This window comes from Hymenobacter sp. UYCo722, assembly GCF_040547115.1.
GTDB lineage: Bacteria > Bacteroidota > Bacteroidia > Cytophagales > Hymenobacteraceae > Hymenobacter.
On record NZ_JBEPPC010000001.1, the window covers coordinates 1,265,639 to 1,289,849 of the forward strand.

Annotated in this window: 19 protein-coding genes; 8 read left to right on the forward strand and 11 right to left on the reverse strand. The window is 62.3% G+C overall.

The genetic code is table 11. From position 1 onward, the window contains the following. Positions 1-22 precede the first annotated feature (22 nt). From bcp to ABIB44_RS05565, 3 genes are all read right to left on the reverse strand, one after another. Positions 23-472: a thioredoxin-dependent thiol peroxidase gene (bcp, locus tag ABIB44_RS05555; RefSeq protein ID WP_354583622.1), complete on the reverse strand. Its 450-nt coding sequence runs from the start codon at positions 470-472 to the stop codon at positions 23-25. 148 nt (positions 473-620) lie between these two features. Continuing rightward, positions 621-2,621, reverse strand: a complete 2,001-nt coding sequence (locus ABIB44_RS05560; protein WP_354583623.1) for a M23 family metallopeptidase — start codon at positions 2,619-2,621, stop codon at positions 621-623. Between the two features lie 158 nt (positions 2,622-2,779). Beyond that, complete coding sequence (locus ABIB44_RS05565) at positions 2,780-3,394, reverse strand: fumarylacetoacetate hydrolase family protein (RefSeq protein WP_354583624.1); 615 nt, start codon at positions 3,392-3,394, stop codon at positions 2,780-2,782. A gap of 223 nt (positions 3,395-3,617) precedes the next feature. Here ABIB44_RS05565 and ABIB44_RS05570 point away from each other — a divergent pair, with 223 nt between their 5' ends. Together ABIB44_RS05570 and ABIB44_RS05575 are read left to right on the forward strand one after the other, a co-directional pair. Further along, positions 3,618-4,415, forward strand: coding sequence for a M48 family metallopeptidase (locus ABIB44_RS05570; protein ID WP_354583625.1), 798 nt, complete (start codon positions 3,618-3,620; stop codon positions 4,413-4,415). A gap of 118 nt (positions 4,416-4,533) precedes the next feature. Next, complete coding sequence (locus ABIB44_RS05575) at positions 4,534-5,094, forward strand: hypothetical protein (RefSeq protein ID WP_354583626.1); 561 nt, start codon at positions 4,534-4,536, stop codon at positions 5,092-5,094. A 148-nt stretch (positions 5,095-5,242) separates the two neighbouring features. On the opposite strand, the gene ABIB44_RS05580 is transcribed toward ABIB44_RS05575, so the two are convergent. Continuing rightward, on the reverse strand, positions 5,243-6,655 hold the full coding sequence (locus ABIB44_RS05580; RefSeq protein ID WP_354583627.1) for a UDP-N-acetylmuramate--L-alanine ligase: 1,413 nt from the start codon (positions 6,653-6,655) through the stop codon (positions 5,243-5,245). A gap of 390 nt (positions 6,656-7,045) precedes the next feature. Here ABIB44_RS05580 and dnaB point away from each other — a divergent pair, with 390 nt between their 5' ends. Both dnaB and ABIB44_RS05590 read left to right on the forward strand, forming a co-directional pair. Beyond that, on the forward strand, positions 7,046-9,601 hold the full coding sequence (gene dnaB, locus ABIB44_RS05585; protein ID WP_354583695.1) for a replicative DNA helicase: 2,556 nt from the start codon (positions 7,046-7,048) through the stop codon (positions 9,599-9,601). Between the two features lie 94 nt (positions 9,602-9,695). Further along, positions 9,696-10,463: a sulfite exporter TauE/SafE family protein gene (locus ABIB44_RS05590; RefSeq protein WP_354583628.1), complete on the forward strand. Its 768-nt coding sequence runs from the start codon at positions 9,696-9,698 to the stop codon at positions 10,461-10,463. Positions 10,464-10,698: 235 nt separating this feature from the next. Here the strand turns inward: ABIB44_RS05590 and ABIB44_RS05595 are convergent, their stop codons facing one another. From ABIB44_RS05595 to ABIB44_RS05615, 5 genes are all read right to left on the reverse strand, one after another. Beyond that, positions 10,699-13,143: a TonB-dependent receptor domain-containing protein gene (locus ABIB44_RS05595; RefSeq protein ID WP_354583629.1), complete on the reverse strand. Its 2,445-nt coding sequence runs from the start codon at positions 13,141-13,143 to the stop codon at positions 10,699-10,701. A 4-nt stretch (positions 13,144-13,147) separates the two neighbouring features. After that, entirely contained in the window at positions 13,148-14,515 is a 1,368-nt protein-coding gene (locus ABIB44_RS05600) for an HTTM domain-containing protein (protein ID WP_354583630.1), read from the reverse strand. Positions 14,516-14,661: 146 nt separating this feature from the next. After that, positions 14,662-15,783, reverse strand: coding sequence for an imelysin family protein (locus ABIB44_RS05605; protein WP_354583631.1), 1,122 nt, complete (start codon positions 15,781-15,783; stop codon positions 14,662-14,664). Between the two features lie 184 nt (positions 15,784-15,967). After that, the gene (locus ABIB44_RS05610; protein ID WP_354583632.1) at positions 15,968-17,125 is read right to left on the reverse strand and encodes a DUF4856 domain-containing protein; all 1,158 of its coding nucleotides are present in this window, start codon (positions 17,123-17,125) and stop codon (positions 15,968-15,970) included. Positions 17,126-17,533: 408 nt separating this feature from the next. After that, positions 17,534-18,166, reverse strand: a complete 633-nt coding sequence (locus ABIB44_RS05615; RefSeq protein ID WP_354583633.1) for a TIGR02117 family protein — start codon at positions 18,164-18,166, stop codon at positions 17,534-17,536. A 186-nt stretch (positions 18,167-18,352) separates the two neighbouring features. On the opposite strand from ABIB44_RS05615, the gene ABIB44_RS05620 reads away from it, so the two are divergent. Further along, complete coding sequence (locus ABIB44_RS05620; RefSeq protein WP_354583634.1) at positions 18,353-19,978, forward strand: MutS-related protein; 1,626 nt, start codon at positions 18,353-18,355, stop codon at positions 19,976-19,978. A gap of 9 nt (positions 19,979-19,987) precedes the next feature. Here ABIB44_RS05620 and ABIB44_RS05625 read toward each other — a convergent pair whose 3' ends face one another. Then, positions 19,988-20,734 carry a Dph6-related ATP pyrophosphatase gene (locus ABIB44_RS05625; RefSeq protein WP_354583635.1) on the reverse strand — a complete coding sequence of 249 codons (747 nt, stop codon included), beginning with the start codon at positions 20,732-20,734 and terminating at the stop codon, positions 19,988-19,990. Positions 20,735-20,827: 93 nt separating this feature from the next. Between ABIB44_RS05625 and ABIB44_RS05630 the strand changes: the two genes are divergently transcribed. The 3 genes from ABIB44_RS05630 to ABIB44_RS05640 all read left to right on the forward strand — a co-directional run bounded on the left by ABIB44_RS05630 (position 20,828) and on the right by ABIB44_RS05640 (position 22,981). Continuing rightward, positions 20,828-21,244 carry a hypothetical protein gene (locus tag ABIB44_RS05630; protein ID WP_354583636.1) on the forward strand — a complete coding sequence of 139 codons (417 nt, stop codon included), beginning with the start codon at positions 20,828-20,830 and terminating at the stop codon, positions 21,242-21,244. Positions 21,245-21,316: 72 nt separating this feature from the next. Further along, a complete protein-coding gene (locus ABIB44_RS05635; protein WP_354583637.1) occupies positions 21,317-22,075 on the forward strand; it encodes a glycosyltransferase in 759 nt (252 codons plus the stop codon). 141 nt (positions 22,076-22,216) lie between these two features. Further along, a complete protein-coding gene (locus ABIB44_RS05640) occupies positions 22,217-22,981 on the forward strand; it encodes an EcsC family protein (RefSeq protein WP_354583638.1) in 765 nt (254 codons plus the stop codon). Between the two features lie 121 nt (positions 22,982-23,102). On the opposite strand, the gene ABIB44_RS05645 is transcribed toward ABIB44_RS05640, so the two are convergent. Further along, positions 23,103-24,155 (reverse strand): LLM class flavin-dependent oxidoreductase, encoded by a 1,053-nt coding sequence (locus ABIB44_RS05645; RefSeq protein ID WP_354583639.1) that lies wholly within the window; start codon positions 24,153-24,155, stop codon positions 23,103-23,105. Between the last annotated feature and the right edge of the window lie 56 nt (positions 24,156-24,211).

The following is a 24,211-nucleotide window of genomic DNA, read 5'->3' on the forward strand; positions in this document are numbered from 1 at the left end:
TCCCTGGGGGGACCGGTAGCGGCTAATTCAGCAGCTGGGCAGCGTGCTCCTTGGTGTCGGGGCGCTTGATTACATTCTCAATCAGGCCGTTTTCGTCAATCAGGAAAGTGGTGCGCACGGTGCCCATGTAGGTTTTGCCGTAGTTTTTCTTTTCCTGCCACACGCCGTAAGCCTGCACAATGGTCTTCTCCGTATCAACGAGCAGCGGAAAGGGCAGGTCGTATTTCAAGGCAAATTTCTTGTGCGCGGCCTCGCCGTCGATGCTCACCCCGATGACCTGAATGTTGCTGGCGTTCAACTCTTCCTGGTGGTCGCGCAGGTTGCAGGCCTGGGCAGTGCAGCCGGGCGTGTCGTCTTTGGGGTAGAAGTAGAGGGCGACTTTGCGGCCGCGGTAGTCGTGCAGCGAGATGGGGCTGCCGTCCTGGTCGGGGGCGGTGAAATCGGGGGCGGGCTGGCCGGGTTCGGGTAGCATGATGTAAGAGTTGTTTTTTGAGGGTTAAGAAAACGTCATGCAGAGTGCAGCGAAACAACTTTATCGCAATAGTAAATCTGATTACTGATGCGGTAAAGTTGCTTTGCTGCGCTCTGCATGACGTTCAATTTTCTGTTCTGCGAATTGATTACAAGCTCAGCGGAATCACCCGCTCGTTGCCGGCCTGGTCGGTCAGGCGCAGCTCGGCGGGGCCGCGCAGCTTGGGGCCCAGCGTGTCGCCGGCCACGGTAAAAAGCAAGGCTTTCTTGTGCTCAAAGCGCAGCAGCCGGAACTGCCCGCCGATGAGCAGGCGGTAGCTGGCCAGGCCCGACATATCGTCGCCGACCCGAAACTGCAGCTGCCCGCCGGCCCGGCCCGCGAAGCTGCCCTCGGGGGCTTTAACATCGGTGAGGATGCGGTAGGAAGCGAACTGCTTGATGACGGCGGTAATCTGGCCGTTTTCGTCCCACTTGCCGCCCACGTAGGCTTTGCCGCCGGCCAGCGTAGCCGAGTAGATGGCAGTGCGCGCCGGGTCGGCCGGCGGGGTGGCGGGCTTCAGGGTGAGGGTGGCGGCGTGGTAGAGGGGCTGCAGCGGCGAGCCCACGGTCCAGAAGCCGCTGCCGGTGGGCTCGGGTTTGAAAGCCGTGTTGAGGTAGAGGTTGTCGAACAGCGTTTCGGGGCCGAAAACCAGGTTGAGGTGATTGGTAGCGTAGCTAAATTCCTTACCGACCGGAATCAGCACCTGCCGGTCGAATTTCTTGGTGATGCTGCCGAAGCGCACCGAATCGGGCAGGCCGGCGCGCAGGTCGTAGAGGTACACGTTTTCGCCGTTCTGCGTGTAGCTGGGGCGCACTTCGAGGCGGCGGCTGCCGCGCAGCAGCATCAGGTTGGCGGGTACCGAGTCGGCGGCGTTCTCAGTTGCCACGGCCTTCAGCAGGTTGCGCACCACTTCGTAGCGCAGCGCCGGCTTGCGGGCCCCCGCCGGGCCGGTGCGGAAGTAGGCCGGCTGCTCGCCGCGCAGCACCAGGTGCAGGGCCGTCTGGTTGTTGTAGGAGTCGGCCAGGGTCACGTCAACGTTGTAGATTTTGCCGGCTTCCACCGTCAGGCGGCCTTTGGTGGGGCCGGTGGCGTACATCTGGAGGTCGTTGCCCTCGTCCACCCACAGCTTTTGCAGGGTGCGGCCCTGGGTTTGCTGGTACAGGAAATCGACGAAGTTGGCCACCTGCCGCGTGCCCGTCGGAAAGGGTACCGCGTCAATTGCATGCTGGTAGAACGGCTTGCCGTTCACGGTCATGGTCACCCGCTGAATCCCGTTGCGGTTCCAGGCGTTGTCGAACCTATCGAAGCCCTGCACCAGCAGCCCCACCGGCCCGAAGGCACTAATGGTATCGGCCCAGGTGGTGGTCACGCCCGGCCCGGGCTGCACCTTCGGCGCGAATAAGGCCTTGGCAAACACCCGCTTCACCCGCGACTCAATGGCCAGCGGCTCCAGCGCGAAAGCCTGCAGCGTGGGCGCCACGTGGTCCTGAATCTCGGGAAAACCACCCCATTGCAACGGGTTGTACTGCCGGTCCTGGGCGTCGCGCACTTCCCAGTGCAGGTGCGGGCCAGCCGAGCCACCGGTGTTGCCGCTCAGCGCCACCAGCTCGCCGCGCTTCACGGGGTAGCGGTCCTTCTCAAAAAAGGCTTCCAGCTCGTAGCTCTGCTTCTCGTACTGCCGGCGCAGCAGCTCGGCCGCAAACGCGCCCTTAAACTCGTTGAGGTGGCCGTACACCGTCGTCAGCCCATTGGAGTGCGTGATATAGAGCACGTTGCCGTAGCCGAACGACGACTGCTTGAGGCGCGACACGTAGCCGTCGGCGGCGGCGTACACGGGCTGGTTCACCCCGCCCCCGGTCTTGATATCAAGGCCGCCGTGGAAGTGGTTGGGGCGCAGCTCGCCCATACTGCCGGCCAGAAAACCGGGCTGGCCCGGCGCAATCGGGAACAGAAAATAGCCCGGAGCCACCACGGGCCGGCTGCCGCCCAGCATCTCGCTCAGGCGGTGGTCGTGGTCCGACGAATCGGCTTCCTGGCCGCCTACTACACTCGGGAGGGCCGCCAATAGCATCAGCACGAAGCCGAAAATCAGTTTTACTTTATTCTTCAACTTACAAATACGCAAGAAGAACGTCATGCTGAGCGCAGCCGAAGCATCTCGCGTGCAGCAGTAGTCACTGTTGATTACAACGAAGCGGTACAGTTGCTTCGGCTGCGCTCAGCATGACGTTCTTTTAATTCAATTAAACACAATTAGCTTCTCCTCTCTTACCGCACGTTCAGCTCCAGCAGCTTCTCCCCTTCCAGGTAGCCGGTCAGCTGGTCGCCTACTTTCACCGGGCCCACGCCGGCCGGCGTGCCGGTAAATAGCAGGTCGCCCATTTTTAGTGAGATGTATTTCGACACGAAACTGATGATGTTGGCGAATGGATGCAGCATGAGGCCAGAGTTGCCGGTCTGGCGGGTTTCACCGTTCACGTCGAGGTGGAAATTGATATTGGCCAGGTCGGCGAATTCGGCTGCGGGTTTGAAGATGGGCGAAATCGGAGCCGAGCCGTCGAAAGCCTTGGCCAGCTCCCAAGGCAGCCCTTTCTTCTTGAGCTCGGACTGCAGGTCGCGGGCCGTGAAATCGATGCCCAGGCCAATGGCGTCGAAGTAGGTGTGCGCAAATTCGGGCTCGATGTGCCGGCCGTTTTTGCTCACGCGCAGCACCAATTCCAGCTCATGATGAATGTCCTGCGAGAATTCGGGGATGAAAAAAGGCTGGCCGCGCTGGAGCAGCGCAGTTTCGGGCTTCATAAAAATAACGGGCGCACTGGGCACCTCGTTGTGCAGCTCGGCAATGTGGTCGGCGTAGTTGCGGCCGATGCAAATAATTTTCATAGGGCAGGTACGGGGCGGCGAGGGCCCGGTGGTCAGAACACCAAAACTACGGCCCGGCGGCGGCTTGCGGCTGGGTTGGGCGGCATTTTTTCGGCCCTTCACCAGCGGCGGACCAAACACTTTCCCGCTCTGCTGCCGTATAGACAGCACCAGCAGCCCGCGCCGGGGCCCACGCCGCCGGGCGCGGCTCCAGCGCATTTTCTCACTCTTCTCCCCTGTTCTTATGCTCAAAAAAATCACCCTCGTCGCCAGCCTGGCCCTGCTGGGCGCCTGCTCCACGGTGCCCATCACGGGCCGCCGCCAACTCAGCCTGGTTAGCGATACCGAAATCAACACGCTGGCAGCCACGCAGTACCGCGAGGTTATTGCGAAGGGCCCACTTTCCAATAACTCGCAGCAAGTAGCCATGGTCCGCACCGTGGGCCAGCGCATTCAAGCGGCGGTAGAGCGATATTTCCAGCAGCAAAACGCTTCCGACCAGCTGGCCGGCTACCAGTGGGAATTCAACGTTATTCAGGACGATAAGCAGCAAAACGCCTGGTGTATGCCCGGTGGTAAGGTAGCGGTGTACACCGGCATCCTACCCATCACGCAAGACGAAAATGGCCTGGCCGTGGTGATGTCGCACGAAATTGCCCACGCCGTGGCCAAGCACGGCTCCGAACGCATGAGCCAGGGCCTCGTGCAGCAGTTGGGCGGCCAGGCCCTGTCGGCGGCGCTCTCGACCAATGCCCCCGCCACGCAGCAACTGGCCTTACAGGCATTTGGGGTGGGCTCGCAGCTGGGCTTGTTGCGCTACGGTCGCAACCAGGAATCGGAAGCCGACCACCTGGGCCTGATTTTCATGGCCATGGCCGGCTACAATCCCGACGGGGCCATTTCGTTCTGGCAGCGCATGGACGCGCGCGAAAACCAGGCTTCGCCGCCCGAATTCCTCTCAACTCACCCCAGCAACGGTACCCGCATCGCCGACATTCAGCGCGAATTGCCCGAGGCCCGTAAGTACTACACGGCCCGCTGATTTTTAATGGTCAATGGTTAGTGATGAATGGTTAATGCTTGGCCACACGCCTATCATCAGTCGTTTTTCACTATCCATTTATCATTATCCATTGACCATTAATCATTGACCATTAACGATGAAGTTTCTCCCCCGATTACTTGGCCTGGGCTTGTTGAGCCTCATTGTGCTGTTGCTGGCCATGTCATGCGAATCGATGAAGCCCTCGGCCAACGAGTACGGCAGTCCCAATCGCATCAAGGGGGCCACGATTGAAGCGCCCGAAAGCCGCCAAATCGTACACTTCACCGATAGCAGCACCGAATACGTAACGCCGCGTAGTGAGCTGGCCCGGGCCTTTATCCGGCAGTTTGGCGATGGCACCGTCATCGACAAGATTCAGGTGCGCAAGGCCCCTGTCGACAAAGGCAGCGCCCCGAGCTATTACGTTATTGGCATGGGCCTGCGCAACGGCCAGTTCCGGGCCATGGCCCTGCCGCTGAACACCGGCGGCGACAACACCTACTACCTGCGCCCCAACGCCGAACGCTACACCATCACGGGCAGCAACTGCCCCATGTGCTTCTTCAACTTTGAAAATGGCCGCATCGTGGGCACCACCTGCGGCGAGCGCATCAGCGGGGCCACCTGCGACTTGAAGGTAGAAAGCAACAACACGCTCTTTTCCCGGGCCCGATGAAAACGCGCAACAAATGGCTGCTAAGGGCCGCCCTTACGGCCTTGGCCCTGCTCATCACCACGGATAAGAAACGACCGACTGCCCCACCCGCACCAAAAAAGCCCGCTGAGTAGCGGGCTTTTTTGGTGCGGGCGGGGCCAGCTAATGTTCACTGCACAATGTCAGCCGCCAGCGCCACCAAGTCCAACCCGTCGAACGTGCCCGACGACATGAGCAGCAGGTTGGCATTGGCCCACTCCTGCGCCCGCAGGAAGGCCGCCAGCTCGGCGCTGTCGGTTATTACTTTGATATCGGGCCGCTGGAAGGCCTCGGCCACGGTGGCGGCGGCCAGCGGCGGCAGGCGCTTGTGCTCCAGCACGTGGGGGTTGAAGTAGACTACCGCCACGTCGGGCGCATCGAAGCAGTGCGCGTACTGCGGCAAAAAAGCCGGATTCAAGCTGCTGAATGTGTGCAGCTCCAGACAGGCCACAAGGCGGCGCTGGGGAAACTGCTTTTTCAGGGCCGTGGCCGTGGCCTTAAGCTTGCTGGGGGCGTGGGCAAAATCCTTGTAAACCACCGAGGTAGCGCCTTCGCGCACCAGCTCCAGCCGCCGCGCCGCGCCGGGAAACGTAGCCACGGCCCGGAAGAAATCCTTGCCCTTGATGCCCAGCTGCTTGCACACTTCTTTGGCCGCCGAAATATTGCGCAGGTTGTGCTCGCCAAACACCTGCACGGGCACTTCCTCATCCTTCTTGTTGAGCAGGTAGGTGCGCCCGTCGCGGATGACGTTTTCGTGCGGGCCGTAGCCGATGTAAGTCACGTCGGGGTTGGTGGGCACGGCGATGAGCTGGGTTTGCTCGTCGTCGCGGTCGTAGATGAGCACGCCGGCCTTGGGCGTCATATCGGCGAAAATGCGGAACTGTTCGCGGTAGATTTCCTCGGTCGGAAACACGTTGATGTGGTCCCAGCTGATGCCCGAAATCACGCCGATGTGGTGCTGGTAGAGATGAAATTTGGGCCGCCGGTCCACCGGCGACGACAGGTATTCGTCGCCCTCAATGATGATAATCGGCGCATCATCGGTCAGCTGCACCATCAAATCGAAGCCCGCCAGCTGCGCCCCTACCGCGTAGTCGAACTTGCGATTGTGGAACCGCAGCACGTGCAGAATGCAGGCCGTGATGCTGGTTTTGCCGTGCGAGCCACCAATCACGATGCGCTGCTTGTCGCGGCTGGCCTCGTAAATGTATTCGGGGAAGGAGTAGACTTTCAGGCCCAGCTCCTGGGCGCGCAGCAGCTCCGGGTTGTCGGGGCGGGCGTGCATGCCCACGATGACGGCCGACAAATCGGGCGTAATGCGCGCCGGGTCCCAGCCTTCCTGGGCGGGCAGCAGGCCGGCGGCGGCGAGGCGGCCCTTAGCGGGCTCAAAAATTTCGTCATCGGAGCCCGTGACACGGGCACCACGGCGGTGCAGCGCCAGCGCCAGATTGTGCATGATGCTGCCCCCCACCGCGATGAGGTGAATGGCTTGGCTTGCGCCGACGTTTCGTGCGGGTTGGTCAGGACTCGTTGAAGATTCCAATTCGGGTAGTTATTAGTTATTCGTTGGCGGTTGGCAGTCAGGAAGTGCCGGGGAGAAATGCTCGGCTGTCGCCGTTGCAGGAGCCTGAGCTAACAACCGACAACAGGCAACTGACAACATAAAAAGCAGGGGCGCGAAAGTACAAACTACTGGCTGCCGCCGCCATTCCATAGCCAAAAGATTCGGATTTACCCGTCAATCTTTTCTCCGTTTGCGGGGTTAGCTTTGTGTGTAGCGGGGCCGGCCAGGTTTTAATTTTCTGGCCGGCTTCGTCGTCCTTAGCTATTTCGTTACCTTAGTTTCCCTTTTCCTACTATGCCCGACCAGATGGACGACCGCCTGAAACAATCCGCCGCTCGAGCCAAAGCGGCCTGGAGCAACCGGGGCGGCATGGTGGTTCCCCAAAATGCCAGCGCGGCCGGCAAGCTACCACCCCAGGCTCCTGAGCTCGAAATGGCCGTACTCGGGGCCCTGATGCTGGAAAAGGATGCCCTAACCTCGGTGATTGACCTGCTCAAGCCCGAGAGCTTTTATAAGCCTTCGCACAAGCTTATTTACGAAGCCGTTATCCGGCTGTTTGACAAATCGGAGCCCATCGACCAGATTACGGTGGTGCAGGAGTTGCGCGAAATGGGCGCACTCGAAGCCGCTGGCGGTGCCTTTGGCGTGGCAAACCTCACGATGAAGGTGAACTCGGCCGCCAACGTCGAGTACCACGCCCGTATCATCACCGAAACCGCCATTAAGCGCGAGCTGATTCGGATTTCGAGCGAAATCCAGCGCGATGCCTACGAGGATACCACCGACGTATTCAAGCTGCTCGACGATACCGAATCGGCCCTGTTCGAGGTGTCGGAATCCAACATCCGCAAGAACTTCGACGACATGCGCAGCCTGATGGGCAAGGCCATCAAGGAACTCGAAGAAAAGAAAAACCAGGCCGATGGTTTGACCGGCGTACCCACCGGCTTCACGGCCCTGGACCGCGTCACGAGTGGCTGGCAACCATCTGACTTGGTGATTATTGCGGCGCGACCCGGCATGGGCAAATGCCTCGGTAAAGGCACGAAAGTGCTGATGTTCGACGGCGACCTGCGCAACGTGGAAGACGTGCTGCCCGGCGACCTGCTGATGGGCGACGACTCGACCCCGCGCCGGGTGCTGAGCATCGCCCGCGGCCGCGAAAACATGTACTGGGTGCGCCAGAACAAGGGCGACGACTACCGCGTGAACGAGAGCCACATTCTCTCGCTCAAACGCTCGCGCAACGAGGGTCAGCACCGCCACGGCGACGTCCTAAACATTACGGTGAAGGACTACCTGGCCAAGGGGCCAAAATTCCGCTCGAACTACAAAGGCTACAAAGTGCCGGTGGAGTTTGATGCCCAGGAACTGCCCGTGGACCCGTATTTCCTGGGCGTGTGGCTGGGCGATGGCTCGTCCAACGATTGCCGCATTACCGGACAGGACCCCGAAATCATCGATTACCTGCACGAATACGCGGCCACGCTGAACATGCAGGTAACGGTGGGCATAGTCGAAAACCGCTGCAACAGCTACGGCATCACCCGAGGGCGGCAGGGCGGCAACATCGCCGAATACTCCTTGCAGGACGAGCTGCGCCAGCTGGGCGTGCTCGGCAACAAGCACATTCCGCGCGCCTACGCCATCAACTCGACCGAGAGCCGCCTGCGCCTGCTGGCCGGCCTGATTGATAGCGACGGCCACCTCGACCCGGTCTCCAACGGCTATGAAATTACGCAGAAAAACCAGCGCCTGGCCCGGCAAATCAAGTTTCTGGGCGACTCGCTGGGTTTCCGCACCTCGCTCACGAAGAAGCGCGCCACCATTTCCAGCATTGGATACGAGTGCGAAGTGTGGCGCGTGTGCCTTTACGGCGACATAGACAGGGTACCGGTGCGCGTGGCCCGCAAAAAAGCCCAGCCCTGGGCTTCGCCCGTCGATTGGCGGCAAACGGGCATCACCGTCGAGTTCGATAACGTCGATGATTACTACGGCTTCGAAATTGACGGCAACCGGCTATTTCTGCTCCAGGACATGACCGTGACGCACAACACGGCGTTCGTGGTCTCGGCCATGCGCAACGCAGCGGTCGACTTCAAGAAAGCAGTGGCCATTTTCTCGCTCGAAATGTCCTCGTTGCAGCTCGTCAATCGCCTGATTTCGGCCGAGGCGGAGCTGGACTCCGAGAAAATTAAAAAAGGCAGCCTCGCTGACCACGAGTGGCAACAGCTCAACCACAAAATTACGGCCCTCTCGGCCGCCCCCATTTACATCGACGATACGCCGGGCCTGAGCATCCGCGAGCTGCGCACCAAGTGCCGCCGCCTACGCTCGCAAAAGGACGTGCAGATGATTATCGTCGACTACCTGCAGCTGATGAGTGGCAACACCGACGGCCGCGGCGGCAACCGCGAGCAGGAAATTGCCAGCATCTCGCGGGCGCTCAAGGGCATTGCCAAGGAGCTGAACATCCCCGTGTTGGCCCTGTCGCAGTTGTCGCGCTCGGTCGAAACCCGGGGCGGCGACAAGAAGCCCCAACTGAGTGACCTGCGCGAATCGGGCTCCATCGAGCAGGATGCCGACATGGTTATCTTCCTCTACCGCCCCGAATACTACGGCCTCGACCAGGATGCCGAGGGCAACTCGACGCAGGGCGTGGGCGAAGTCATCATCGCCAAGCACCGGAACGGCTCGCTCGAAACCGTGCAGCTCAAGTTCATCGGCAAGTACACCAAGTTCGCCGACCTCGACGGCGTGGGCGGATTCGACAGCGGCTACCAGCCCATGGGCCTGCCCGCCAGCAACTTCGACAGTGAGCCGAGCCCCTTCGCGCCGAACACCATTCGGCTCGGGTCGAAAATTAACGAGTCGCCGGTGCCGTTTCCAAAAAGCAACAGCTTCGGCGAGGAGCCGCCTTTTTAACGCTTCGCTTCATGAGGAATGAAGGATGAGGAATGAAGAATAGCTCATGTCAGCTGCTCTCAGTTCCTCATCCTTCATTCCTCATCCTTCATTTATGACCTTACTGCTGCTTTGCCTGTTCGCTTTCTTGGCCGGTTTTATTGATGCCATTGTGGGTGGCGGCGGGCTGATTCAGCTGCCAGCCATGCTGCTATTGATGCCGGGGGTTCCGGTACCCACTATCCTGGGTACGAGCAAAGTAGCCGGCTTATCGGGTACGGCCGTGGCGTTGCAGCGCTACCTCAGCGGCCCGGGAACCGGGCCCATCCGCTGGCGCACGGTGGCCATCACGGCACTGGTAGCCGGCGCGTTTGCGCTGCTGGGCGCGCGGGCGGTGAGCCACCTGCACAAAGAAGCCGTGCGGCCGCTCGTGCTCACGCTGCTGGTGTTAATGGCCATTTACACCTTCTGGCGGAAAGATTTTGGCAGCCTGCACGCGCCGCGCCTGCACGGCCGCCGCGAGCTAATGACGGGCATGGTACTGGGCGCGGCGCTGGGGTTCTACGACGGTTTTTTTGGGCCGGGCACGGGCAGCTTGCTACTGTTCGCCTTCGTGGGGCTGTTTGGCTACGACTTCATTGCGGCCTCAGCCTCGGCCAAGATGGTGAACGTGGCCACCAACGTGGCCAGCCTGTTCTACTTCGCCAGCACGGGGCAGGTGCTGTATAAAGTGGCGCTGCCCATGGCGGCGTGCAATATGCTGGGCTCGACGCTGGGGGCGCGGCTGGCCCAGCGCAAGGGCACGGGCTTTGTGCGGATATTATTTTTAGGGGTGGTGAGCGCGTTTATTCTGAAGCTGGGCTGGGACACGTTTGGGGCTTAGGCAGCATGTTGGGGTTCGCCCTTTGCGTCAACCTCACGGCCCCCCTGCCGGGCACGGCCCCGCTCCAAAAAAGAGGGGGCACCGGAAATGCCATTGACAAAAATCGTTAGGCTCCCCTCTCCTTGGGAGAGGGGCCCGCCCCGCAGGGGTCTCGTGAGGTTTGTCGTCAGGCGAAGCGGTAGAGATGCTTCGGCTGCGCTCAGCATGACGTTCTGCTATCGGGTTACGGATGTCCTTACAGCTTCACCCCTACCGTGAGGAAGTAGCTGCGGCCATCGGAGGGCAGGATGCCGGGACCGGGGTAAGCGGTGGCGCGACGCGTGAAGTAGCGAGCATCGGCCAGGTTGTTGACGCTGGCTTCGAGCTTGAGCCAGCGACGCTCCCACGACACCGAGGCGTCGAAAATCTGGTAAGCGGGGATTTTGCCGATGACGGCCGACGGGCCGGACGCCTCCGAGTTGGTGGCATCGGAAAACTGGTCGGACAGGTACAGGAACTGGAGCGAGGCCTTCACCGGGCCGTAGCCGACGCGGGTACCCGTTTTCAGGTTCACGGCAGGTACGAATTCGACCTGGTTCCCTTGTACGCCTGTGAGCTGGCTTTCTACGTATCGGCTCCGAATCAGGCCCACGTTGCCGAAAGCCGACCACTGCCAGCGGCGGGCCAGCGGCTCAGCTTCGGTAGCGGCGGCGGTTGGGTTGCCCAGGTTCAGCAGCTCCACTTCGCCGTAGGCTTCGAGACCCACGATGAGGGCGCGGCCGGCGTTGAGGCGGCGGCGCAGGATGCGGTTCAGGTCGTCGTACTCCTGGATTTCGCCGATGCGGTTGCCGTAGTTGAGGGCAAACAGGCTCATGTCGTAAGTGAGCACGCCGGTGGTTTCGCCCCGCATACCGAGGTCGGCCGAGAAGCCGCGCTCGTCCTGCAGGTTGGGGTCGATGATGGCCGAGGGATTCACAATCTGCATGTCGCTGAAGGTGATGGAGCGGTAGTTCTGCGAGATATTGGCGTAGAATTCGCGCTGTTCCCGCGGCTTGTAGCTCACCCCGATGCCGCCCAGCACGAAGCCCCGGCTGTTGACACGCTGCTCGTCCTGGCTGCGAATCTGGGTGATGTTGCCCGCTAGGTCGCGGTCGATGACGTTGAGCACGCCATCGGCCCGGGTGCGGATGTACTCGTAGCGCACGCCCGGCGTCACCGACAGCTTTTCGCTCAGGTAGAGGATATTCTCGGCGAAGAAAGCGACGTTGTGATTCGGAAAGCGGTAGTCGGAGCTGTTTTTGGTGCTCGAAAACTTGTCGGGTTCCACAAAGCGGAAGTCGGCCCCGCGCCCGGCCGGCCCGAAGCCCTGGATGCTGTGGGTGTTGCCCCGGTAGTAGCGCGTGCCCAGCAGCAGTACGCCGTCTTTGCCGGCCAACTGGTAGCGGTTCAGGAAGCGGGCTTCGAAGCCGTAGTTGCGGAAATCGCCGTCAATCAGGTCGCGGCCGATGTTGTCCTCGTCGCGCCGGTCGACCTGGTTGGGGCGGAAGCCCAGCGACTGCCGCGCCGCCACCAGCCCAAAGGCCGTCAGGTTCACGTTGGACTTGGCACTAAGCTTCCAGTCGGCGTTCACGTTGAACAGGTTCCAGTCGACGGCAAACCAGTTGCGCTCGCGGTTCGACTGCCGGGCATCCTGGGCAAACTGCAGGTCGGTGAGGCCACCGGGCTGCTGGGCCAGGTAGTCCATGTGCGTCACCTGCACCCCGGCTTTCAGGTTTTCGGCAAACTGGTAGCGGACGTCGGCGTAGGCGGTTTTGCTTTCGTACTGCGAGTTGGGCCGCCAACCATTGCCACGCTTGTACTGCGCAAATGTGTAGTAGCTGAGCTTGCCCACCGTGCCGCTCACGCTGTTGAAGGAGTTGAAAAAGCCGAAAGAGCCCACCGTCTGGCGCGACGTCACGGCCGCTTTGCGGTCGGGGTCGGGGCTGCGCATCTCAAAGTTCAGCAGGCCGCCAAACTGGGTGCCGTATTGCAGCGAGGCCGCCCCGCGCACCAGCTGAATGCGCTTCACGGCCTCGGTGGGCGGCGTGTAGTAGCTTTCGGGGTAGCCCAGGGCATCGGCCGAGATGTCGTAGTTGTTCTGCCGCACGTTGAAGTTGGTGGTGCGGTTGGGGTCGAGGCCGCGCCCGCCAATGCTGAGCTGCAGGCCGCCGCCGTCGTTCTCCCAGATATTCAGGCCCGGCACGCGGGCGTACACCTGGCGGGCGTTGTTGGTGGCCAGGTTAGCCACCAGGTTTTCGGGCACGATGACCTCCGATTTCTTGGCCGCGAAAATGGCCGTCCCCTCCACCTCGCGCAGCCGCGTCTGGCCAAACGTGGTTTGGGGCGCGGCCACCACCACTTCCTTCAGCGTGGTTTGCTCGCGGCGGGTCAGCTCGAAGCTGAAGCCATCGGCGGGTAGCGTCACGCTGAGGCTGAACGGCAGGTAACCCAGCGCTGATACCCGCACCTGCTGCGGCCCGGCGGCCAGCCCGCCCACCTCAAACCGCCCGGTGCTGTCGGTGAGCACGGCGCGGTTCAGGCTCTTCACATATACCTCGCCGCCGACAACGGGCTCGCCACTACCCGCTACCTGCACCCGGCCGCGCAGGGTTTCCTGGGCCTGCACGGCGAAGCCGGGCAGCAACAAAAGCAACAGCAACAAGGCTTTATAAACCGGTAATCTCATCAGTAAAAGGTAAAATCCACGGCTTGGGCGCGAAGCCCTCGGTCTGGCGGGCCAGGTCCACGGTGGGGTCGATAAAAGGCTGGCCCAGGCGGCCGTTCAGGCTCACGTAGGCATCGGCGTAAACCTGGGGGTTGCGCACGCCCTGGCCTATGTAGTAGGCCCGGAGGTAGTGGGCAAACTGCAGCATCATGTCGGGCTGGGTGGCCATCATTTTCTCCTGCAACACGCTCAGGTGCTCGCCATTATTCACCAGCTGGGCGCGGCCGGTGGCGGCATCCACTACCTTAAACTGCACCTGGCCCAGCTTTTCCATGAGCATCACCCGCCACGAAAACCGGTAGCCTTCTTCGGTCCAGAACAGCTCGCGGGGGTACAGCCAGTAGCGCAGCGGGGCCAGCAGCTGCACTATAAAGAACAACGCAAACCCGATGAGCAGCGCCAGCCGCACGCGCGGCCGGTACACGAGCGGCGTGGCCGGCCGGGGCTCCTCCGTGCCAAACCGCAGCAGCCGCCGCGCCCGCGCCATTAGCCGCAGGTGGAATTCGGCCGGGAAGAAAATCAAGGCCGCCACTATCATCACGTAGGGAAACATCCCGATGGGAAACAAGATGGCCGTGAGCACATGAAACACCACCACCGCCGCGTAGGCGTAGGGCCGCGTGATGCGGTTCAGCAGAAAAAACGGCACCGTGAGGTCGTAAAACGCCCCAAACCAGCTGAAAACGTAGGCCGTGGCCGGGTAATTAAACAGGAAGCCCACCACCGGCAGGTCGTTTTTGGCGGGTAGCCAGATGCGCAGCGGCGCGGCGGACAGCAGCCAGTCAGAATTTAGCTTGGCCAGGCCCGCGTACACGTACACGATGCCTACGAGCAGGCGCAGGGCGTCCACGGTCCAGCGCGGCACCTGGTCGTAGCGGCGGGCCGGCCGGCGGGCGGCATCTATAGAAAAAGCCGCCGCCGCGGGCAGAAAAACGAGCATTAGCGCCACCAGACTCACAAAATAGTAGTGGTTCAGGTAGGTGCTCTTGTCCATGAGCTCGATGTAGGTGAAGCTCAGAAACAGCCCCGCGCCCGCCGGGCGGTAGTGCCAGCCCAGCGCCACCAGCAGCGCACAAATGCCGCAAACGGCAAACAGCGCATACGTGTACCCGCCCAACGGCTTGATGAATTCCAGTCCGTAATAGGGAAAGAAAAACTTCGGCTGCAGGTACAGCTCCGCAATCCAGCCCTTGGCCCAAAAACGCACGACGCTGGCCAGTATCAGCAGGCCAAAGGCCATGCGGAATACGGCCAGCGGCGCGGCAGAAGTGTAGGTTTGAAAGTAGCGCGGTTGCGGTTCAACTGCCATTTATTTTTTAAACGTCTGTCATCCTGAGCTTGCGAAGGACCTTATCACGGCCGGAATATTATGGAGCGAAGACCATTCAACCGTGACAAGGTCCTTCGCAAGCTCAAGATGACAGATTTTTCGGATTACCAAACAGCTTCATTGATTTAATCTCCGTCGTTATCCACGTAGGTCACGGTCACGCTCATGGCCGAGGTCATGTCTACTTTCAGCAGGCGCACGGCTTTCTGCATTTCGGCAAAGGCCTGGGTGGCGGCGGCGTTGCGCGTTTGGATAGTGGTGTATAAATCCGGTCCCAGCGTGGCCAGCTGCTGGGCGGCGGTGCCAAATTGGGCGTTGATAATCTGGGTCAGCGACTGGCCGGTGCGGCTGTCCTTGGCCCCCAGCGCGTCGACGTACGTTTTGAGGGAAGGCTGACCGGTGCGGCCATTGAAGGCGTTTTGCACGGCTGCGTGGGCCGCTATGGCCAGCTGCAACGGCAGCTCCCGGCGGTAGTAGTAGGCCTCAATCTTCTCCGGTGCGGCGGTGCCGGTCATGGCTCCGGCCGGAATTCCGATTTTGCCGGAGCGCAGGAAATGCTCGTAGTGGCGCGAAAACGCATTCACGGCCAGCGAGAGCGAGCTGCCCGCGTTGGTACCCGTACTGCCAATGAACGCGGCGCGGTACGGACCGTTCCACTGGCCCTGCACGCCGGCAAAGAGCTGGTCCATCTTGCCCACCACGTCGGTGAGGTAGCGTCGCTGGTTGGCCGAGGCCACGTAGCTCTGCACGATGGCCGCGTCATTGGCCCCGATGCCGTTCAGCAGGTAATCCAGGGCCGGGAAGCCCTGCTGGGGAATGGTCACCGACAGCTCGAAATTGTAAGTGCCCGACGCGATGTTCTGGCGAATGCCGGCCGCGTCGGTGGGGTAAATATTGAAGTGGTTGACGAGCGAAACGTCGGCCGCCGGGCCAAACTCAAACATCTCCACATTCTGCCACTCCAGGTAAGCCTCGCGCCAGGCCTGGCGGGCGCTTTGCAGGCTCGTCATGGTGGGCGCGGCGGCGAAGGCGGCGGTCTGGGTTTTCAGGAGGGTCAGCTTGCCGCCGAAGGCCTGGTAGCCCGGCTTCACCAGGTTGTCGGCCCACTCCGTGAGCAGGGCGGTACGGTTCAGGTCGGTGGTGCCGCCAGTGGCCGTATCCGGTCCCGCTGCTTCTTTTTTGCAGCTGGAAACGACTCCTCCGGCGAGGATAATTGACAGGGAGAAAAGCAGAATGGACTTTTTCATTAGGTCGATTTATTGGGAGGTATTAATGCGCGTCAGAACAATCATGCCCATCTGATGTGCGCTTGTCGAAGTATCTCTACCGCTTTGTTGCAACGATTGGATTATTTGTGCGGCAGCGATACTTCGACTGCGCTCAGCATGACCGTTCTTTCTATGCGCTTCACCGCTCTACCAAAACAATTGCTTACAGCGCAAACTTGGTGTTAATAGCCGCAATGGCCGCATCCGCTTGCGCGTTGGTGAGGCTCCAGGCACCTTGGGTACCGGAAGTCAGGCCGTTCAGCACCGAGTCGGCCCAAGCGGTGTCGGCCCCGGCCTTGGTGCAGAAGCGCAGCGAGTACACGAAACCGATGCCCTCGCCCAGCGCGTGCGCCTTTACGTCGGCGGCAGCGGCAGCTTTCCAGCTCGTCAGGTATGACACGGCCGATTTAGCAATGGTCCGCTCCAGCTCGGTGCGGATGATGTCGGCCTGGGCCTTGAGCGTGGCGTCGTCGTTGTTCACGATGGCGGCGCGGCCCTTCAAAAAAGCCAGGTACACGCCGGGCGAGGCCGGGCCGTTCTTCTCGTTCAGGTAGCCGGCCAGAAACCGCTCGCGGGGCGTGAGGGCAATGTCGGTGGTCATGATGGCATTGGACGTGAGGTAGCCGTAGGCCATGTCCCAGTTGTGCTCGCGCTCCGAGTAGAGCTTGCCCTCCACCACCTTGCCGTTTTCAGCAGTCAGGGAGCTGTTGGTTAGCAGCACGTTGCCAATCTGGTCGAGTAGCAGGGCACCCAGCAGGCCTTTCTGGATAACCTGGTTGGGCTCGAAGCCGCGGGCATCAACCAAGTAGCGGCCCAATCGGCCGGCGTTGCCGGGCGTAGCCGTCTGGTTCACCGACTGGCTGGCCGTGGCCAGGTTGGCCAGCTGGCCGTCGATGTAGGTGCGGACGGTGCTGGCGTTGGCATCGGAGAAGGAAGCCGCCGTTTTATCGCGCAGCTGCACGCCCGAAGTGTTCAGGGCTGGCGCGGCAAAGGGGGCGTTGGTGTTGGCGTACAGGTTGCGTAGCCGGGCCAGGTCCAGGGTGGCGGGCGTGGCCGGGGCGGCCACGGCCACCGTGGCCATGTAGCTGTTCAGCTCGGTAAACATATCGAGCCGGGTAGCCGCCGCTCCCAGGTCCACGGTAGCGGCCCCGTTGGCATCCTTAAAGGAAGTAGTGTAGGGCGAGGTTGCGGTGAGGGTCGCGTAGTCCACTTTGGCGCGCAGGGCGGGCGTGGCGGGCGTCACGACATCGTCTTTGCTACAGGAAACGAGGCCCAGGGCGGCAAAAAACAGTCCGAAGGAAGTGCGGCTAACAATATTCATGTGCAGGGAGAAGAAGAAAAACTGAGGAAGGGATACCCAAGCAACGAAGGTATTCCTTGTTTAGAATCGTTCTAAACTGTCGCAAAGGTAAAGTCTATTTAGAATCGTTCCAAATAAACTACTGCCAATCTTCACCTTTTCTTCATCTTTATCAGCCGATGCTTATTGAGCTAGTAATCCTGCTGGGACCTTGGGTTTAACTTTACCCTGCTTAAACCAACTGCGCTTCCTGCGCTACGAGAGCCGAGGCTAGCTCAAAATCTATGGTTAGCAGCGCACATGAACGCAGACGGACCTGGAAATCGGTCTTCGTGATAGTAATAAATAGCCAGGGCCCACCGCCGTTAGCGCCGATGCGGCCCGTGCAAACTGCCTGTTACCAGCCCGGCGGTTTCGCTTGGGCTTTGCCTAGTGGCCGTAGATGTTAAAAATCCCCGTGTCGGTAGGCGTCCAGAGGCAGGCGCGCTGACCGCTGGCTTTCAGGGCGTTGTTCGTCCAGGTGTTGCAGGTGTAGAGGAAGCTGTAAACGCGGGGGGCTTCGTAAAAGGCGTCATTTTCGGCGTAGCTATGGCCTTTGATGTGCTCGAAATGGCCTTGGGCATCCTGCCGGAAGCTGGTGCGGATGTAGTCGACCAGCCGGGCATATTCGGCCCGGCTCAGCTGCAGCTCGATGGTTTGGGGGCCGGGCGTCATCGTGCGGAAATAGGTGGTGTGCATGGCCGCCGAGCCCAGCCAGAACGCGGCCACGAAAGCCGTGCTGAGCTTAAGGTCGGCCCAGGTGGGCGTATCGAGGTAGAAGCCCTTATCGCCCCAGCCGAAGCCGACGTAAGGCAGACTGCTGTCCTGCGAAGGGAGGTTGGCGTAGGGCAGCAGCGGCCGCCAGTCGAACTCGGGGCTCACCACGGGCAGCACGATGTCGGTGTGCACGCCGTTGGTATGGAGGTAAACCGTCACGTCGGCCGGAGCGTTGGGGTCGGCCTTAGCCACCGGAATGCGCGGGATGGTGAGCGCCGCCCCGGCATAAACGGCGAGGAACGCCATGAAAGAAAGTAGGCCGTAGCCGCCGATACGAGCCGCTTTTTGAATAGGTGTGGGCATTGAAACAGAAAAATGAAGGCCGTAGCCGGAAGCCTATACGGGTGCAACGGCCCGGCAGCCAACGGCCCGGCCCCAGCCAGTACATTTGCCCGCCGGCTCCCCCATCGCGGAGCCGCTGTGCCCTACCCTATGTGGACTTCCGCCGCCACGCGCCTAGCCGCCCTCGAAGCCGAGTGGCAGCAGCCTACACCCCGCTTTCGCAACTTTCCGCTCATTGCCCGCTACCACGCCAAGCAGGCCGACGCCCCGGCCTGGCACCGCCTCGACGACCAGACCTGGCACGACCTGAACGGCGAAGACCTGTTTGCCCTGCTCGACGGCACGGCCAGCCGCGTGGGCCAGCAGTGCCTCTACCACCGCCTGCGCACCCCGCTGGCCGAGGCCGGTGCGCTGCGGGAGTTTGATGAAGCGGCTACCCACATTGCGGCGCAGCCGGCCGCGCGGGGCCAGGCCCTACGGGCGCTCAGCCGCCTGCAATCGACGGAAGCGTACTATCTGACCGACCTGCTGGCCGGCGAGGTGCTGCCGGCCCTGCCCTGGTCGGCGGCGGCCCCGGCGCTGGTGCTGCTGCTGCTGGCCACGCTGGTGGGCGGCTTCTGGGTGCCGGTGCTGTGGTTCCTCACGGCGGGGCAGGTGCTGGCCCACACGGTGCTGAATCTGATGAACCGGACGCGGGTGAAGGCCGGGGTGCGGCCCCTGTTGCAGCTCGGCAACCTCTACCAGGCCGGGCGCGACCTAGCGAAGCTGGCCCTGCCGCTGCCGGCCTTGCGCGAGCTGGCCGCGCCGCTGGCCCAGCTGGGCTCGCTGGTGCCCAAGGTGGCGTTTCTGCAGTTCGAAGGCCAGCTGCAATCGGACCTGGCCGCGCTGCCGTGGCTGATTTTAGAGCACGTGAAGATTCTGCTGCTGCTCGATGTTATTGTGTACCACCGCTGCCGGCGCGATGTGCAAGCCTACGCCGGGGCCATCCGGGCCGTGTTTGAGGCGGTGGGCTACGCCGACTGCGCGGTGGCGGTGGCCGGTTTCCGGGCGCGGCATCCGCACTGCGCGCCGGGATTTACCCCGGCTGGCCTGTGCCTGACGGGCGCTTACAACCCGCTGGTGGCCGGCTGCGTGCCCAACAGCCTGGCAGTCGATGGCCTCACCAGCGTGCTGCTCACGGGCTCCAACATGTCGGGCAAAACCACCTTCATGCGCACCATCGGCCTCAATGCGCTGTTGGCCCAAACCATTGCCACCTGCCCGGCTACGGCCTACGCGGGACCGTTTCGGCGCGTGGTTTCCAGCGTCAACCTGGCCGATAACCTGGCCGAGGGCAAAAGCTATTATTTTGCCGAAGCGGAGACGGTGCTGGGCTTCGTGCAGACGGCCGAGGCGCAGCCGGGTGAATACTTGTTCATTCTCGACGAGCTGTTCAAGGGCACTAATACCGTGGAGCGTATTGCCGCCACGCGCGCCGTGCTGGCCTATTTGCAGGGCCGCAGCCTGGTGGTGGCTTCCACCCACGACGGCGAGCTGGGCGCGCTGCTGGCCCCGGCGTTCACCGAATACCACTTCACCGAAACCGTGAGCGAAGCCGACTGGTACTTCGACTACTGCCTCAGGCCCGGCCCGCTCAGCACCCGCAACGGCATCCGGCTGCTGGCCCGGGTCGGCTATCCTTCGGCTATTGTTGAGGACGCGCTAGCCCTGAGCCGGACGCTGGATGCGGCGGCCGAAGCGCGCGAAACGGCCGCGTCATTACCAGCGACGCAGTAACCGGCCGCGCTACACCAAATCGCAGTACCAGAAGCCCGCCGGAGCCGGGGCGGTGTCAGCACCCGGCGCGGGGGCGCAGTCGTAGTCGTCCGAATCGTCCGCGACGGGTGCGGGCGCGGCATATTCGCGGTATACGATTTCACCCTTCTCGAAGGCAATGGGGTGGCTGAACAGCGGCCCGTCGAACACAAAGGTGTGGAACTCGCCGTTTTCGCCGCAGGGGTCGACGTTGGCCGGTAGGTCGCGCAGGAAATCCTCGTCAATTACCCGGCCCACGAAGCTGCGGTCGAGGTACTGCTCATTTACGCAGGTGGTAATAGTCTTGAAGCCCAGCCCCAGAAACTCGCGGATGAGCTCGGTCGTGGGCACGCCCCAGAGCGGGAACACGGCCGCCAGGCCCGCCTCGGCCAGTTTGGCTTCGCGGTACCGGCGCAGGTCTTCGAGGAAGATGTCGCCGAAGATGGAAACCGTGGCTCCCGCCTGCTGTAGCTCGCGCATGGTGTCGCCCATCAGCTGCTCGTAGGTGGCCATGGAGGGCATTTCGGGCAGCAGCAATTGGCGGCAGGGCAGCCCGAGGGCGGCGGCCTGCTGCTCGAGCAGGGCCGTGCGCACGCCGTGCATGGAAATGCGCTGGTAGGGCGTGCTCACCGTCGTGAGCAGGGTTTGGATGTCGTACTGGCCGGCCTGCCGCACTTTGTAGAGCGCCAGGGCCGAATCCTTGCCGCCGCTCCAGTTGAAAATAGCCTGTGGTTTCATGCCGGGCAAAGTAACGGCCGGCTGCGTGCTTGGCGGGCCGGTACTGGCCGAAAGCCGGGAGGCCACGCTTATTTTTGCGCTTTAACTCCGCGCATGGCTTCCCAATCCCAACCCGAAGAGGTTTACAGCATCCCGGCCACGTACCGGAAGATGGAAAACACGCACATCCTGTTCTGGCTGGTGAAGGACATTGCCTGGTGCATGGTGTGGCGGCCGCTGGGCCTGCTAATGGTCCTGCCCACCCTGGGCATTGCCCTCGTCATTGCCTGGCGCACCCGGGCCTACCAATCGGAGCTGGCCCACAACCTGGCCATCGTGTTCTGGATTACCGCCAACTCCTACTGGATGACCAGCGAGTTCTTCGGGTTCGATACCGTGCAGGTGCTGCCGCACGTCACCGGCAAGCACCTGGCGTTGGTGCCGTTTTTGATTGGGCTGGGGATTCTGGGCTATTATTATCTCGTGCAGAAACCGCGCGAAACGTCCGAGGAACAAGTCGCTACGCTGTAAGCGGCCGGCCGACAGGCGCGACCCGGGCCAGGAGCGGCAACTTTTCGCCGCTCCCTTTCGAACAACCGGGCTATGCAATTTGCCATTATTACCCCCACCCACCAGCGGCGCGAGCTGCTGCCCGACGCCGTAGCCAGCGTGCGCGCCAGCATCAGTGCCCCGCTCGATTTCTCGTTTGAGCACTTGGTTTACGACAGCGGCTCGCGCGACGGCACGGCCTCCTACCTGCGCGAAGCCGCCGCCCAACCCGGGCCCCCGCTGCGCCACTGGCACTCACCGGGCCGCCTGCTGGCCGGGCCGGGCCGCAACCGGCTCATTGCCGAGGCGGCCCCCGAAGCCTGGGTGGTACCGCTCGACGACGACGACTTTCTACTGCAACGCACCCTCTTCCACTACGCCACCCAGATTGCGGCCCACCCCGGCCGGCCCTGGTTCGTGGCCGATTTCCTGCGCGTGGACGAAACCGGCCGCTACCTGCCCGGCGAGGACTACTACGCCTGGCAGTTCGACACGCCCACGGCCATGCTGCGGGCCATTTTCCGGGCCGAGCACTTCCTGCAGGGCAACGTGTGCTACCACCGGCCCTTTTTCGAGGAAGTGGGCGGCTATGATACCGAGTTGAAAATGGCCGAGGACCTCGACCTCTACGTGCGCTTCCTGCTGGCCGGGCAGCTGCCGGTGCTGTGCCCGCACATCAGCCATCTGCACCGTTTTCACGCTAGCAATGTGAGCATCGGCGTGGATGCCGACAAACACAACGCCGACCTGCGGGTGCTATACGACCGATACGCGGCGCAGCTGCAGCAGCTGGGCGTGGCCGCGCCGGGCTAAGTGGCAGAGCGGCTTCGTAGTTGGTGGCCCGGCTGACCGGTGCAGGAGCGGGGACGTACCCGGTAGGGCTTGCTCCCACTCCCACACCGTTCAAGACAAGCCAGCCACCGCGCCGCGCAATCCCCGTAGCTTCGCGGCGTGATGGACAATGCCCTTATCAATCCCGCCGATGACGACCAGCAAACCCGCGCCGCGCTGAAGCAATGGCAGCGCCGGATGCAGCGGCGGCCCTCGCGGCTCAACCAGTTTGCGCGCCGCGTCCAGATTCGCCTCAATGCCCTGCTGCCCGAGCGGGTACACCAGGCCATCACGGCGGCCATTCGGCAAATGGTGCGCGGGGTGCTGTTTGGCTCGCAGTACACCACCAGCCAGCCACTGGCCGCCGCCCGTTTCGCGCAGCGCGAAACCGTGGCCCGTAACCTGGTTCGCAACTACCGCACCATGGCCACCGCCGAAGGTGCCGTAACCGGTGCCGGCGGCTTCCTGCTGGGCCTGGCCGATTTCCCGCTCCTGATAGGACTGAAAATCAAATTACTCTTCGAGCTGGGTGCTGCCTACGGCTACGATGTACACGACTACACCGAGCGGCTTTACCTGCTCCACGTATTCCAGCTGGCCTTCAGCAGCCAGCACACCCGCAACCTCACCTACCAGCGCCTGGCCGACTGGGACAGCTACCGCCTCACCCTGCCCCTCAACCCCGAGGAGTTCGACTGGCGCACCTTTCAGCAGGAATACCGCGACTACATCGACCTGGCCAAAATGGCCCAACTGCTGCCCTTTGTGGGCGCGGCCGTAGGTGCCGTGGCCAACTATAAGCTCATCGAGCAACTGGGCGAAACAGCCATGAACTGCTATCGCCTGCGCCACTTCGCGGCCGAGGATGCCAGCCACAACAAAAACTAGCGTCCGACGCAAGCTCTCTATTTTATAACTCCGGCATTTCGCGCGCTACTTTCGGCTCTTAGCAGGCCCGCGTGAGGCCGGCGCTCTACGGCGTGCGGGAAGCCGAGCCCGCGGACAGCTATCAGGCCAGCATGGCCTCCAATTCGACTGCTACCGGCGCGAGCTCAAAAACTTCGGCCAGCAGCTCATAGGAGCGTACCCGGTCCTCGAAGCTGGCGGTGATGGTGACGGCCGTGATTTCATCGACGCCATACTCGGCGGCCATTTCGCGGAGCTGGGCGTGCACCTGGGCGGGCGTACCGCTCACCACCCGGTTGCGGTTGAAAGCCAGGTGGGCCCGGTCTTCGGAGGTGAACCGGTAGGCGGCCACCTCGGCGGGCGTGGGGAAAGTACCGCGCTCCCCCTTGCCAAAGCGCAGCAGCATCAGGTCCATGGCGGCGCGCAGCTCCTGGGCTTTCTCCTCCGTTTCGGCGCAGAGCAGAAAAACGGCCACGTTGGCCAGCGGCGCGGCCAGCTCGCGGCTGGGCCGGAACCGCTCGCGGTACTGGCGCACCGCCGCCGGGCCACCGTTGCCATTGATGAACTGCGCGAACGAAAACGCCATGCCCAGGTGCGCGGCAAACAAGCCGCTCTGGCCGCTGGAGCTCAGCAGCCACAGCTCCGGGCTGGTGGCGGCCTGCGGGGCCGCCATCACCCGCTCATGAATGGTGTCGGGCACTTTTTCGTCGCGCAGGTAGGCTTGCAGGTCCAGCAGCTGCTCCACGAAATCCTGCTCGCTGAAGGTATTGCTGGGGTTGAGGGCATGGGCCGTGAGGCGGTCGCCGCCCGGGGCGCGGCCCATGCCCAGGTCGATGCGGCCCGGAAACAGGGCTTCGAGCAGGCGGAAATTCTCGGCCACTTTCAGGGCCGAGTAGTGCGGCAGCATCACGCCGCCCGAGCCGAGGCGAATGCGGCTGGTTTGGCCGCCCAGGTGGGCAATAAGCACCTCGGGCGTGGAGCCGGCCAGCGTATGGGTGTTGTGGTGCTCGCTCACCCAAAAGCGGGTGTAGCCGAGGCGGTCGGCCAAGCGGGCCAGCTGCACGGTTTCGAGCAGGGCCTCGCGGGGCGTACTGCCGGGCCGGATGGGCGACTGGTCGAGAACGTTAAGACGAAGTTTGGGGGCAGCGGAATTCATAGCAAAGCGAGTAGCTGGCGCGGAAAGTGGCACGCGGGGATGTTTAGTCCTGCGTT